Source organism: Natronorubrum marinum, assembly GCF_052040125.1.
Lineage (GTDB): Archaea > Halobacteriota > Halobacteria > Halobacteriales > Natrialbaceae > Natronorubrum.
Genome location: NZ_JBPPFV010000004.1, coordinates 275,372 through 288,479, shown reverse-complemented (window position 1 = coordinate 288,479; position 13,108 = coordinate 275,372). Strand labels below are relative to the sequence as shown.

The window sequence follows — 13,108 nt, the reverse complement described above, 5'->3', positions numbered from 1 at the left end:
TATCGCTAGGAGTAGACGGTGTGAGCCAATCGGCTACCAGTGGAGACTGTCTCCATTACATCGACGGTGAGTGGACCGACGGGAACGGGTCCGAGACGTTCTCGAGCGTAAATCCCGCGACGGGCGAGACGCTGGCGACGTTCCGGCGCGGGACGGCCGACGACGTCGACGACGCCCTCGAGGCCGCCGAAGACGCCTTCGAGGAGTGGCGTGCCCTGTCCTACATCGACCGCGCGGAGTACCTCTGGGAGATCTACCACGAACTGCGGGATCGCCACGAGGAACTCGGCGCGACCGTCTCGAAGGAGTGCGGGAAGGAAATCTCCGAAGGCAAGGCGGAGGTGACCGAAGCCTGGCACATGGTCGAATGGGCCGCTGCGAACGCCCGCCATCCCCACGGCGACGTGGTGCCGAGCGAGGTCGCCTCCAAGGACGCCTACATGCGCCGCAAGCCCCGCGGCGTCGTCGGCTGTATCACGCCGTGGAACTTTCCCGTCGCGGTTCCGTTCTGGCAGATGGCCATCGCACTGGTCGAGGGGAACACGATCGTCTGGAAGCCCGCCGAACAGACGCCGTGGTGCGCCCAGATCGTCGCCGAGATGATGGACGACGCCGGGATTCCCGAGGGCGTTTTCAACGTAGTTCAGGGCTACGGCGCCGCCGGCGCCGCCATCGTTGAGGACGCCCGGGTCGATACGGTGCAGTTTACGGGCTCTGCGGATGTCGGCCACGAAATCGCGGGCAAAGTCGGCGGCGAACCCGGCAAACTCGCGGCCTGCGAGATGGGCGGGAAGAACGGGATCATCGTCACCGAGGAAGCCGATCTCGATATCGCCGTCCACGCGGCCGTGATGTCGAGTTTCAAAACGACCGGCCAGCGCTGCGTCTCGAGCGAGCGCCTGATCGTCCACGAAGACGTCTACGACGAGTTCAAAGCACGGTTCGTCGAGATTGCAGCGGACGTCGCCGTAGGTGATCCGCTCGAGGAGGACACGTTCATGGGTCCCGCCATCGAGGCGGGTCACGTCGAGAAGATCCGCGAGCACAACGAACTGGCCGTCGAGGAGGGGGCCGACGTGCTGGTCGACCGATTCGAACTCGGCGACGAGGAGATACCCGAGGGCCACGACGCCGGCCACTGGGTCGGTCCGTTCGTCTACGAGATCGAGTACGATACCGACCTGCGCTGTCTCAAAGAGGAGTGTTTCGGCCCGCACGTCGCCCTCCTCGAGTATTCGGGGGATATCGACCGCGCGCTCGAGATCCACAACGATACGCCGTACGGACTCGCCGGAGCCATCATTTCGGAAGACTACCGCCACCTCAACCGGTTCCGCGACCGGGCCGAAATCGGTCTCGCGTACGCGAACCTCCCGTGTATCGGTGCGGAGGTCCAGTTGCCCTTCGGCGGCGCGAAAAAGTCCGGCAACGGCTACCCGAGCGCCCGCGAGTCCATCGAGGCCGTCACCGAACGCACCGCCTGGACGCTGAACAACTCCAAGGAGATCGAGATGGCCCAGGGGCTGTCGGCCGACATCACGACGACCGACTCGTAGTCCAGGACGGCAGCTGAGGGTCCGTGTTTCCCGCTCTCTCTTCGATCCAGTGTTGGCACACCTCAGTAGGCGCTGCTTCGGAGTCGTCGTCGCTGCTCCGTCGCCGTCACCGCTTTCTCGCCGCTCGCCTCGAGATGACCGCAACTGCTTCCAGCGGAGCGAACTGTCGAGAACCGACGCTACCGCCGACCGCGAACGTCCGTCCGGTCGGGGAACGGGGACTCGAGCGCGGCCGCGAGCACGTCGGCGGTCTCCTCGACGTCGGCGAGCTCGATCAGCTCAACGGGCGAGTGGGTGTACCGACAGGGGACGGCGATCGCGCCGGCGTGGCGGCTGCGACCGGCGCTCTGAAACTCCGTGGCATCGGTCGTCCCACCGATCATGAGGTCGTGCTGGAGTGGAACGTTCGCGGTCTCGCCGGCTCGCTTGAGCCACTCGAGGGTCTGTCTGTCGACGAGGACGCCGCCGAAGAGGTACTCGGAAGTGCCGTCGCCGAGTTCGACGACGGGTCCCGAGCCGAGTTCGACGTCGACCGAGCGCTCGCCGTCGGTGGGGTAGTCGTCGGTCGGAAAGATCTCGAGGGCGACGGCGACGTCGGGATCGACGTCGTGCACCGCGGCGCGGGCGCCCCGAAGGCCGACCTCCTCCTGGACGGTCGCGACGTAGTGGACCGTTCTGTCTGGGTCGGCGGCGCGGGCGACGGCGACGAGAATCGCGAGGGCGATCCGGTCGTCGAGCGCCCGACCTGTGATCCGGCCGTTTGCGAGGTCGGTCAGTTCGCGGTCCCAGGTCGCCTGATCGCCCGGTTCGACGTTTAGGTTCGCGACCTCGTCTCGGCTCCGCGTGCCGAGGTCGATGTGGAGGGTCTCGGGGAGCGCCTCCTTCTCCTCGTCGTCCATGAAGTGTCGCGGCTTCGCGCCGATGACGCCCGGCACCGCGTCCGGGCCGACGCGGACGTGCTGGCCGAGCAGGTAGCCCCGGTAGTGGCCCCCGAGCATCGAAAAGGAGCAAAGCCCGTCGTCGGTGATCCCGTCGATCAGGAACGCGAGTTCGTCGGTGTGGGCGGCGAGCATGATCTCCTCGCTACCCTCGCCGTCCTCGTTCTCCCCATCGCCGTCTTCGTTCGTCCCGTCGCCGTAACTCGTGGCGACCACGTTCCCCATCGCGTCCCACGAGATCTCGTCGACGTGGGGCTCGATTAGCTCCTCGAATACGCGAGCGACGCGATACTCTCCGCCGGGTCCACCGCGGGCAGCAACGAGTCGGTCCAGTTCGGTTCGGTCGATCTCCATGGGTGGCGTGCTCGGTCGACGACGGTAGCTTTTGGGGCGGCGGCACGCGGTTCCCGTTCGGATGACGAGTGACGGCATCGCGTACACGCCACGCAGGAGAACCCATCGAAAGCATCAAACCGCCCTCTCATATCAGTCGACTCGACGCGATGGCATCAAGAGACGATCGACGAGACGCCCGCACGGAGCTCGATCGGACGACCGGCGACGGGACGCGCGTCGGGTTTTTCGGGTCGCTGGTTCCGGCGGGGCTCGCGTACCGAGCGCTCGAGTGCTCGCTCGAGGCCCCGGATCGGATCGTCGTCGGTCGACAGACGCCGTTCCGATTTCGCGTCAGGAACCGGTTGCCGACGAGCGTCGTGCTCGACCTCCCGACGAGCAGACCCTGGGGGTGGACCGTCGACGGTCTCCCGGAGGCGGGGGTCGGCCGGTTCGATCCGCCGGCGGCGAGTTCCCAACTCGCGTTCGGGCCGCGGGAGCGGCGAACGTTCACGGGCCACTGGGACGGGCACGTTCGCCAGCGAGCAGATGGCCGGGACCGCTGGTCGCCCGTCCCCGGCGACCGTGAACTAATTGTGTATCTCGCGGTCGACGACTGGCGAAAACGGGGCGTTTACACAGCGCAGACGGTCAGGATCGAACGAGCGTAGTTCACCCTCGTTGTTCTCCTCTAGTATGATAGGGAACGGCTATTTTCCCCTAGTGAAGAGAGTTCGAGGCACACGTGAGGACTGTTCGCAATGCGCAATAAACTCAGCACACCAGATTTGAATCGGCGTCGGTTCGTCAAGTCGATGGCGGCCGCCGGCACCGCCGGGCTGTTCGCCGGCTGCATCGGCGCGGATCCAGACGGCGACGGCGCGGGAACGTTCCGGATCGCCACGTCCGACGAGGTGGAGACGTTCGACCCCCGGATGAACCAGATGGCGTGGTACACCACCGCCGCACACTACCTGTTCGACTCGCTACTCATGATGGAGCCGGACGGCAGCGGGACGGTCCCGCACCTGGCCGACGGCGAACTCGAGGAGATCGACGAGACGACGTTCGTCGCCGACATTCGAGACGACGTCACCTTCCACGACGGATCGCAGCTGACGGCCGAGGACGTCGCCTACTCGCTCAACTGGGTTCGCGATCCGGACAACGACTCGCCCAACCTCGCGAACGTCGAGTTCCTCGACACCGTCGAGGCGACCGGCGAGTACGAGGTCACCATCCACCTCGAGTACCAGTCGGCGCTGATGGAGTCGGTACTCGCGGACATGAACGCGGCGATCGTTCCGAAGGACGCCGCAGAAGAGATGGGTCAGGAGGAGTTCGGCCAGAACCCGATCGGTAGCGGACCGTTCGAACTCGCGAACCACGACCCCTCCTCGACCGTCGAACTCGAGGCCGTCGACGACTACTTCCTGGGCGAGCCCGAACTCGACGGGCTCGAGTACCGCATCATCCCCGAGACGGAGGTCGGGTTCGTCGAACTGGCCGACGGGACGATCCACCAGTCGGGCGTGACGGAGGCGCTGCTCGACGAAGCCGAGGGCGACGAGAACGTCGACGTCTATCGGCTCGACAACTTCGACTTCCAGGGGTTCGTCGTCAACTGCCTGGAGGGGCCGTTCGAGGACGTCAGGGCGCGCGAGGGGCTCCACCACCTCGTCGACTACGACGACCTGCTGACGGGCGCTGTCGGCGAACTTGGCACCCGGAACTGGGGCCATATGCCCCAGGGCGTGATCGACGCCTGGGGATTCCCCGCCGGGGAGTGGGAAGACGAGTACTACCCGGCGCAGGACCACGACCGCGCGCTCGAACTGTTCGAGGAGGCGGGCATCGGCACCGACTTCGAGGTCGACATCACCACGCGGGCGGGCGAGTCGATGCGCGGTCGGGCCACCGTCCTGCAAAACGAGTTCGAAGAGGCCGGCATCGACGCCACGGTCAGCGAGGTCTCCGACGGCGAGTGGCTCGACGACCTCGACCAGGGCGGCTTCGACATCACCACCTACGGCTGGGGCGGCAACGACGACCCGGACGGCTACTACTACTATATGTTCCGGGACCTCGAGAACGACGACGGCGGCATGAGCGACGACGTCGTCGGCCACTCCTCGATCGGCTACCTCCACGAGGGCGCCCGAGAGCGCGGCGACGAGGACGTGCTCTCTGACCTCGAGCGACTCGACGAGATCGTCCGCGAAGCGCGGATGACGGTCGACCGCGACGAGCGCTACGAGTACTACGTCGAGGCCGTCGAAATCCTGATGCCGCTGTATCCGGTGCTCGGCGTGTACTCCGCCTCGAGTGCGACCGGCGTTCACACGGACGTCGAGGGGTACGAGCCGACCGAGTTCGGCAATCAGGAGGTCTTCAACGACTGGCAGTCGGCGCGGATCGACGACTGACGACCGACGCCGTGAATCGAAATACGACGCCTTCGCACAATGGGACTGTTTAGATACACCCTCCGACGGTTCGCCCAGCTCGTGCCGGTGCTGTTCGGCATCGTCACGCTGACGTTCGTTCTGATGCACGCGCTGCCGGGCGATCCCGTCCGGCTCTGGCTCGGCACCGAACCGGGCCAGGAGCTGGCCGACGAGATGATCGAAGCCCACGGCTTCGACAGACCGCTCTACGAACAGTATATAGACCACCTCTGGCGGCTCGTCCAGGGCGACCTCGGCCAGTCGTTCGTCTACAACCGACCGGTGACCGACCTCATCTGGGAGCGCATGGAGCCGACGCTCGTCGTGATGGGGCTGTCCTACGTCGTGGCGCTCCCGGTCGCCATCGGACTCGGCATCTACGGGGCTGCTCGCCACAACGAAGCCGGCGACCACGTCTCGAGATTCGCCGGTCTGGCCGGCATTTCGACGCCGAACTTCTGGCTGGCGCTGATGCTGATCTACGTCATGACGTACCACCTCGGACTCCTTCCCGCGTCGGGGTACACGTCGCCGTTCGTCAATCCGATCGAGTCCGCGACGCTGCTCGTCATGCCCGTGTTGACGCTCGCGACCGCACAGACGGCGCTGCTCATGCGAATGACGCGCTCGAGCATGATCGAAGAGCTCCGCTCGGAACACGTCGAGACCGCACGCGCCTACGGCATTCCGGAGCGAAAAATCATGGTGCGTCACTCGTTTCGAAACGCCCTCCTGCCGCTGATCACGATCGTCGGGCTCCAGCTGTCGACGCTGCTCGGCGGCAGCGTCATCGTGGAAGAGATCTTCGCCATCCCCGGTCTGGGACGGCTGTTCTTCGACTCGATCATCGACCAGGACTACTCCGTCGCCGTCGGCGTCACGCTGTTCTTCTCGACGCTGTTCCTGATCGGGGTCGTGCTCACCGACATCGCCTACGCCTACATCGATCCACGGATCAAATATGACTGACACACCCACCACGAGTTCGACCGTTCGCCACCCGACACCCGTTCGAGGTGAGGCGAGATGAGCCAGGACGGCAGTCGTGTGACGGGCGCGGAGTTCGACGCCAGAAGCGGGTTCGTCACGACGCTTCTGAAGCTCAGACACAGTCCGACCTCGCTCGCCGGTCTCGGTATCATCGCGGTGCTCATGCTGATGGCGGTGTTCACGACGATCGATAGCTTCGTCTTCGATCGGGCGATGATCACGTGGCTCCACGCGGATCCCTACGCGATGGATCAGACCATGCGATACGACGGTCCCTCGAGGGCGCATCCGTTCGGAACCGATCGGTACGGACGCGACATCCTGTCCCGAATCGTCTACGGGAGCCGAACGGCGCTCGCCATCGGTATCCTCGCGGTCGGGATCAGCTTCGTCGGCGGGATCGTCATCGGCGCCGTCTCCGCCTACTTCGGCGGCTACGTCGACGACGGCCTGATGCGAACGGTCGAGGTCCTGTACGCGATCCCCGGCCTCGTCCTCGCGATGATCTTCATGGCGATCTTCGGCCCGAGCATCTACAACCTCTTCATCGCCTACGGCATCGTCGGCATCCCGGCGTACGCGCGGGTGATGCGCTCCGAAGTGCTCTCCCTGCGCGATCGAGAGTACGTCGAGGCGGCGAAACTCGCCGGGCTCCCGCGACGGACGATCCTCTTTCGCGAGATCGTTCCGAACGGGCTGGCCCCGGTCATAGTACAGGGGACCCTTTCGATGGGGACCGTCATCATCGGCGCGGCCGCGCTGTCGTTCCTCGGCTTCGGCGTTCAGCCGCCGACGGCCGACTGGGGCCGGATGCTCGCGGACGGCCGAACGGCGCTGCTCGTCGCCTGGTGGGTCGCGCTGTTCCCCGGAATAATGATCTTCCTCACAGTCATGGGATTCAACATGCTCGGCGACGGACTACGAGACGTAATGGACCCGAAGATGACCGTCGAAGACGTCGGAATCGACGACTTCGATATCGACGACCTCCCGACGGAACCCGACCACGAGTACGGGTTCGGTGACCTCGAGGACGGCGGCCGACAGCCGGCCAGCACGGACGGCGGCTCGAGTGCGCCCGACGGCGGTGATCGCCCGTGAGCCTCCTCGAGGTGGAAGATCTCCGGACGTACTTCTTTACGGCCGACGGGATCGTCCAGGCCGTCGACGGCGTCAGCTTCGAGGTCGACACCGGCGAGTCGTTGGGAATCGTCGGCGAGTCGGGCGCCGGAAAGAGCGTCGCGGTCAAGAGCATCATGGGCCTGATTCGCGACCCCGGACGGGTCGTCGACGGAAGCATTCGCTTTGACGGCCGCGAACTGACCGATCTCTCCGAGCGCGAACTCAGGCGGGAGATTCGCGGCAACGAAATCGCGATCATCTTCCAGGACGCCATGTCGGCGCTCAACCCCGTCTTCACCGTCGGAAGCCAGATCGAGGAAGTCATCGTCGAGAACACGGACCGTTCGCCGAAGGAGGCCCGCTCGCGGGCGATCGAACTGCTCGACGACGTCGGCATCCCGGACCCCGAACAGCGAATCGACGAGTACCCACACCAGTACTCCGGGGGGATGCAACAGCGAGCAATGATCGCGATGGCGCTGGCCTGCGATCCGCGGCTCATTATCGCCGACGAGCCGACGACGGCGCTCGACGTCACGATTCAGGCCGGCATCCTCGACCTGTTCGACGACATCCAGGAGAAGTACGAGACGAGCATGGTGTATGTCACGCACGACCTCGGCGTCGTCCGGGAGGTGTGTGACCGCGTCGGCGTGATGTACCTCGGTAACATGGTCGAGTGTGCGCCGTACGACGAACTGTACCGAAACCCGAAACACCCCTACACGCAGTCGCTGCTCAACTCGGTGGTGACGCCCGACGAGACGCTAGACGAGATCGACCCGATCGGCGGAACGATGCCGAGTGCGGTCTCACCGCCCTCCGGCTGTCGATTCCGAACGCGGTGTCCGGCCGCCTTCGACGACTGCTCGACGGCGACGCCGCCGACGTACGACGTCGGCGAGGCCGATTCGCACGAGGTTGCCTGCCTCCTCTACGACGAGACCGTCTCGCGAGCGGAGCCGGCGTTACACGAGTCGGCGACGGATAACGACTCCACGGAGTCGGGAGGGACTGCGGATGATTGAGATGGGACGACCCCAGCGGACGACTGGGATGAGAGACGACCGACGATTTACTGAGCCAGCACGGAGCCACGCATGAGTACGACCGACCAGCGCGACACTGACGACAGAACCAACCGCGTCGACGGCCAAGAGCCGCTGCTCGAGGTCGCCGACCTGAAAAAACACTTCCCCGTCCACTCCGGGCTCTTCGCCTCGGTGCGGTTCGACCGCGACTCGGACGGGTTCCCCGTCCGCTTCGACGAGTCGAGCGTGAAAGCCGTCGACGGCGTGAACTTCTCGATCGAACCCGGGGAAACTCTTGGCGTCGTCGGCGAATCCGGCTGTGGTAAATCCACGCTCGCCCGGACGATCGTCGGACTCGAGGAGCCGACCGCCGGCGAGGTTCGCTTTGACGGCGAACGGACGGACGAGATCGACGAATCCGAATTCCGAAAGCGGACGCAAATGGTGTTTCAGGACCCCCAATCCAGTCTGAACGGTCGCCGGAAGATCGGCCACATTATCGAGGATCCGCTCGAGGGGGCCGGCTGGGAGAAATCCCGGCGACAGGAGCGCTCGCTCGAGTTGCTCGAGCAGGTGGGTCTCAAGCGCGAGTACTACGACCGGTATCCACACGAGTTCTCGGGCGGCCAGCGCCAGCGGATCAACCTCGCCCGGTCGCTGTCGATCAACCCCGACCTCGTCATCGCGGACGAACCGGTTAGCGGGCTGGACGTCAGCGTGCAGGCTCAGATCCTCAACCTGATGGACGACCTCCAGGAGGAGTACGGCCTGACGTACCTCCTCATCTCGCACGACTTGAGCGTCGTTAGATACATCGCCGACCGGGTCGCCGTGATGTACCTCGGCGAGTTCGTCGAACTGTCGCCGACGGAGGAGCTGTTCGCCGACCAGCACCACCCCTACACCAGGTCGCTGTTGCGCTCCGTCCCGAACCCGGATCCGGATCAGCCGGGCGTTCAGTCGGTGCTCGGCGGCACCGTTCCGAGCGCCTCGAACCCGCCGCGGGGCTGTCGCTTCCACACCCGCTGTCCCGATTTCATCCTCCCAGACGGCTTCAGCAGTGATGGGTACGAGGCGTACGAACGGCTCCTCGCCGACGTCCGCGACCGGACGATCGATGCCGACGCGGATGGCCCGAACGCCGTTTTCGACGCCTATCTCGGCCAGACGGACGGCGTCCCGCCCGCGGCACGCGGGGACGCCGAACGCGCGGTTGAACGTGCGCTCGAGGGCGAGTGGGCGACCGCTCGAGAGGCCCTCGAAGCCCACGAGTCGATCTGCCAGTCGACGCTGCCGGCACTCGAGTCGACGGCTCCGGACCGCGTTGCGGCCTGTCACCTCGAGGTCGACGAACGAGGTGACGATCGTGAGCCTTGAGGAACGGACAGACGTGCGGACTCACGTCGAATCGGCGCTGCCGGATCCGGATCGTATCAGTGCGAGCGTCTACGCCGTCGATCTGCGGACGGGCGAGCCGATCGTCGCGATCGATCCCGAAGTGCCGCTGTTGCCGGCCTCGAACGCAAAGCTCGTCACGGCGGCGCGGGCGTTCGCGGAACTCGGCCCCGCCTACCGGTTCGAGACGACGCTCCACGCGATCGGCGAGATGAGAGACGGCCACCTCCTCGGGGATCTCGTGTTGACCGGCCGGGGCGCACCGGACCTCTCGCAGGCGGATCTGATGACGCTCGCCGACGGGGTCGCCGCATCGGGGATCGACACCGTCGCCGGCGAACTCGTCGTCGACGCCTCGGCGTTCGACCGCGAGTCGCTCGGTCCGGGCTGGACGTGGGACGACGGCCAGTTCGCCTACGGCGCCAAGAGCACGCCGCTGGCGGTCGAGCGAAACACGGTCGATATCACCGTCAGCCACCGCACCGATTCGGTAACGGTCGATGCGTCGCCCACCTCCGAAATCGTGCGGATCGAGTCCGACGTCGAGACCGGGGAGCGCGAACGACTCGAGGTGTACAAGAAACGCGCCTCCGAGATCATCCGCGTCGAAGGCGAGATTCCGCCCGGCGAGACGGCGGTCGAAGCCAGTCCCGTCGACGATCCCATGATGCACGCGAGTTCGCTCCTGCAGGACGCCCTCGAGGCGAACGCGATCGATATCGACGGCTGGACGCGAATCGAACACGACCCCGTCGAAACGGACGGACTTCCGTGTGCGGCCGTCGAATCGGCACCGCTGTCGACGCTGGTACGGGAAATGCTCGTCAACTCGGACAACTTCGTGGCCGAACAGCTCGCGCGGACGGTCGCGCTCGAACTCGAGGGCCAGGGATCGTGGGGAACCTGGGAGGAGCACGCGAACGCCTTCCTCTCCGAGCGCGACGCCGACGCCGTTCGACTGCGCGACGGGTCGGGGCTGTCGCGATACAACCTCCTGTCGGCCGCGAGCGTGAGCGCCGTCCTCGAGTGGGCGCTCGAGCAGCCCTGGGGCGAGCAGTACCGCCAGTCACTGCCGCTCGCCGGCGTCGAGGGCACCGTCGAGAACCGACTCGCGGACGTCTCGGCTTCGGTCAGAGCGAAAACGGGGACGCTGACCGGCGTTCGGACGCTCTCGGGCTACGTCGAGGACCAAGACGGTGAACCCGCGATCGTCTTCTCCTGTCTCCTCTCGAATCTCACCGGCGACCTCGAGGCGACGGCGACGGACCGGATTGACGAACTGGTCGGCGAGATTGTCGCTGGGACCGACCTCGAGTAGTAGACCCCGTTCGAAACTGACCGTCCGCTTTCGAGAACGGCGGAACGCGACCGGAAGCGAGCTTGTACTCGTACCAACGAATTCGCACCCCAGCGAGCAGTACGGATCGAATCGGTGCCGAACGCACACGGAGGTGGAGCGATCGGCGGGTACCCGTGACTTTGGAAGATATATTTTCCCTATAGGGAGAAATATATATGCTACTCTCGTTAGTGGGAGTATGACAGACGAGGCCCGTCGGGACGGTCCGCCCCCGTTCGATAGACCGTTCGAAGAGGAGGACACAAAGCAGCGCGTGTACGGTGCGGTGTTGCACGCTCGAAAGCCGATGACGGCCGCCGAAATCGCCGAGCGGGCGGACTGCTCGGAAGCGTCGGCCCGGACACACCTGTCCTTCTACGCCGACCTCGGTATCGTTATTCGGCACGAGGGCCGGCCGGTCAGGTACGAGCGCAACGACGATTATTTCGAGTGGCGGCGGGTGAACGAGCTAGCACGGGAGAACACCCTCGACGAGTTGCAGGCCCGCGTGTCGGACCTGACCGATCGGATCGAGGCGTACCGCGACGAATACGCCGTCGAGTCGCCCGCCGAGGTCGATGCCCTCGAGTTCGATGCGGAGCGACTCGACGACGTGTACGTGGAACTCGGCGATTGGGCCACCGTCCTCGAGGAGCGTCGTCTTCACGAATGCGCCCGGAGAAAGGTCGCCGGTTCGACGGCTCCGTCGCACAGTTGATGGTGCCGACGGATGACGGTGCGAGTCCCGCACCGATAGACCGGTCGGTGTTAGAGCGCATGCGTTCCCGGTTCGTCGGGCGTCGGATGTTCAAATCGGCGGCAATCGTCGAGGACGGGAAACGACACCTCCGCGTCGAACTGTCCGACGACTACTTCCCGAACGAGGCGTCCGCTCTCTTCGAGGTTCGTTGGTACCGCAACGACGACTTCAATTTTCACTACCAGGAGGAACGGCCGGACGGTGCGTGGGAGTGTCGATGGGACCGGCATCCGAACGCCCACAACTCGCGGGACCACTTTCATCCGCCGCCGGACGCTAGCCGTATCGACGCGGAGAACGCCCGATGGCCGGACGACCACCGCGACGTGAGCCGCCTCGTCCTCGATCGCGTCGAAGAGCGTCTCGAGGCGCTTTGGGAACAGGAGTAACGCGGATAACGCCGCCAACGACCGGCTAAGTCGCCGGGATAGTTGGTCGACCGAGTACGTGACCGCGTGACCACGTCACTTCGACTTTCGAGCCGCGAGTTCGTTCCGTTCCTCCTCTCTGACGCTGTTGAGCACGCGCTCGAGGACCACCGCTTCGCCCTTCCGAAGGTGCTCGAGCGCCGTCGGGCCGGAGACGTCGTGTTTTTCGGCGAGATCCTTCGCTGCGACGTCGCGCGGCCAGCCGTAGTAGCCCTCCTCGAGCGCCGAGAGGAGGTACTCCGTTTGTCGGCCGGAGAGTTCGTCCCTGATCTCGTCGACGAGGGTGTAGTTCGTTGACGCGTCGGGTTCGTAGTCGACCACGCGGCGGACGTCGACGTCGGCGACGGCCTCGAGATCGGCGATAGCGGACCCGATCGCCTCGCCGTCGGCGAGTAGCGTCCAGTGTTCCGTGTCGTCGGCGATCCGGATCTCGCCAACTGGCGTCAGCGACGACCGAACGATCGTGTCGTACACCGAACTCGTCGCGTCGAACCGAGCGTGAATGCGGCGGTGTCGGGCGCTCGCCTCGAGGAGATCCGTCGCCCGAACGTCCGGAGACGCGGCAATCGTTTCGGCGACCGACTCGAAGTCGAGTCCGTCCTCACCGGTGACGACGAGCGTCGCCAAAATATCGGTGCCGTCCGAACACATGTCGGTGATGACGAGCGTGGCCGACGGATACTCGCGAGTGACCGACAGCATCCAGCACGCCTCGTGCCACAGCGTCAGATCGATCCGTTTTTTCATAGAGATACCGAACTATGTCTTC

12 protein-coding genes are annotated in these 13,108 nt (G+C 65.3%); 10 read left to right on the top strand and 2 right to left on the bottom strand.

The genetic code is table 11. The features are described 5' to 3' along the window. Positions 1-20 precede the first annotated feature (20 nt). Positions 21-1,556, top strand: a complete 1,536-nt coding sequence (locus ACSFC5_RS21265) for an aldehyde dehydrogenase family protein (protein WP_440767213.1) — start codon at positions 21-23, stop codon at positions 1,554-1,556. A gap of 179 nt (positions 1,557-1,735) precedes the next feature. Here ACSFC5_RS21265 and ACSFC5_RS21260 read toward each other — a convergent pair whose 3' ends face one another. Beyond that, complete coding sequence (locus ACSFC5_RS21260; RefSeq protein WP_440767212.1) at positions 1,736-2,848, bottom strand: M42 family metallopeptidase; 1,113 nt, start codon at positions 2,846-2,848, stop codon at positions 1,736-1,738. Positions 2,849-2,997: 149 nt separating this feature from the next. On the opposite strand from ACSFC5_RS21260, the gene ACSFC5_RS21255 reads away from it, so the two are divergent. The 9 genes from ACSFC5_RS21255 to ACSFC5_RS21215 all read left to right on the top strand — a co-directional run bounded on the left by ACSFC5_RS21255 (position 2,998) and on the right by ACSFC5_RS21215 (position 12,300). Beyond that, complete coding sequence (locus ACSFC5_RS21255; protein WP_440767211.1) at positions 2,998-3,498, top strand: DUF7974 family protein; 501 nt, start codon at positions 2,998-3,000, stop codon at positions 3,496-3,498. 90 nt (positions 3,499-3,588) lie between these two features. After that, positions 3,589-5,253 (top strand): ABC transporter substrate-binding protein, encoded by a 1,665-nt coding sequence (locus ACSFC5_RS21250; RefSeq protein ID WP_440767210.1) that lies wholly within the window; start codon positions 3,589-3,591, stop codon positions 5,251-5,253. Positions 5,254-5,292: 39 nt separating this feature from the next. Continuing rightward, positions 5,293-6,243 carry an ABC transporter permease gene (locus ACSFC5_RS21245; RefSeq protein ID WP_440767209.1) on the top strand — a complete coding sequence of 317 codons (951 nt, stop codon included), beginning with the start codon at positions 5,293-5,295 and terminating at the stop codon, positions 6,241-6,243. Between the two features lie 57 nt (positions 6,244-6,300). After that, positions 6,301-7,365: an ABC transporter permease gene (locus ACSFC5_RS21240; RefSeq protein WP_440767208.1), complete on the top strand. Its 1,065-nt coding sequence runs from the start codon at positions 6,301-6,303 to the stop codon at positions 7,363-7,365. Continuing rightward, positions 7,362-8,414, top strand: a complete 1,053-nt coding sequence (locus ACSFC5_RS21235; protein ID WP_440767207.1) for an ABC transporter ATP-binding protein — start codon at positions 7,362-7,364, stop codon at positions 8,412-8,414. Before ACSFC5_RS21240 ends, ACSFC5_RS21235 begins: the two co-directional genes overlap by 4 nt. A gap of 72 nt (positions 8,415-8,486) precedes the next feature. Further along, positions 8,487-9,794 (top strand): ABC transporter ATP-binding protein, encoded by a 1,308-nt coding sequence (locus tag ACSFC5_RS21230; protein ID WP_440767206.1) that lies wholly within the window; start codon positions 8,487-8,489, stop codon positions 9,792-9,794. Continuing rightward, a complete protein-coding gene (gene dacB / locus ACSFC5_RS21225; protein WP_440767205.1) occupies positions 9,784-11,130 on the top strand; it encodes a D-alanyl-D-alanine carboxypeptidase/D-alanyl-D-alanine endopeptidase in 1,347 nt (448 codons plus the stop codon). The genes ACSFC5_RS21230 and dacB overlap by 11 nt, the downstream gene beginning before the upstream one ends. Before the next feature lie 220 nt (positions 11,131-11,350). Further along, on the top strand, positions 11,351-11,869 hold the full coding sequence (locus ACSFC5_RS21220; RefSeq protein WP_440767204.1) for a DUF7342 family protein: 519 nt from the start codon (positions 11,351-11,353) through the stop codon (positions 11,867-11,869). Positions 11,870-11,955: 86 nt separating this feature from the next. Next, complete coding sequence (locus ACSFC5_RS21215; protein WP_440767275.1) at positions 11,956-12,300, top strand: toxin-antitoxin system TumE family protein; 345 nt, start codon at positions 11,956-11,958, stop codon at positions 12,298-12,300. A gap of 75 nt (positions 12,301-12,375) precedes the next feature. Here the strand turns inward: ACSFC5_RS21215 and ACSFC5_RS21210 are convergent, their stop codons facing one another. Continuing rightward, positions 12,376-13,086 carry a helix-turn-helix domain-containing protein gene (locus tag ACSFC5_RS21210; RefSeq protein ID WP_440767203.1) on the bottom strand — a complete coding sequence of 237 codons (711 nt, stop codon included), beginning with the start codon at positions 13,084-13,086 and terminating at the stop codon, positions 12,376-12,378. Positions 13,087-13,108: the final 22 nt, after the last annotated feature.

Coding starts and splice junctions, on each gene's coding strand:
- ACSFC5_RS21240 (WP_440767208.1), top strand. CDS start 6,301: ATGAGCCAGGACGGCAGTCGTGTGACGGGCGCGGAGTTCGACGCCAGA.
- ACSFC5_RS21250 (WP_440767210.1), top strand. CDS start 3,589: ATGCGCAATAAACTCAGCACACCAGATTTGAATCGGCGTCGGTTCGTC.
- ACSFC5_RS21220 (WP_440767204.1), top strand. CDS start 11,351: ATGACAGACGAGGCCCGTCGGGACGGTCCGCCCCCGTTCGATAGACCG.
- ACSFC5_RS21255 (WP_440767211.1), top strand. CDS start 2,998: ATGGCATCAAGAGACGATCGACGAGACGCCCGCACGGAGCTCGATCGG.
- ACSFC5_RS21215 (WP_440767275.1), top strand. CDS start 11,956: ATGTTCAAATCGGCGGCAATCGTCGAGGACGGGAAACGACACCTCCGC.
- ACSFC5_RS21210 (WP_440767203.1), bottom strand. CDS start 13,086: ATGAAAAAACGGATCGATCTGACGCTGTGGCACGAGGCGTGCTGGATG.
- ACSFC5_RS21230 (WP_440767206.1), top strand. CDS start 8,487: ATGAGTACGACCGACCAGCGCGACACTGACGACAGAACCAACCGCGTC.
- ACSFC5_RS21245 (WP_440767209.1), top strand. CDS start 5,293: ATGGGACTGTTTAGATACACCCTCCGACGGTTCGCCCAGCTCGTGCCG.
- ACSFC5_RS21260 (WP_440767212.1), bottom strand. CDS start 2,848: ATGGAGATCGACCGAACCGAACTGGACCGACTCGTTGCTGCCCGCGGT.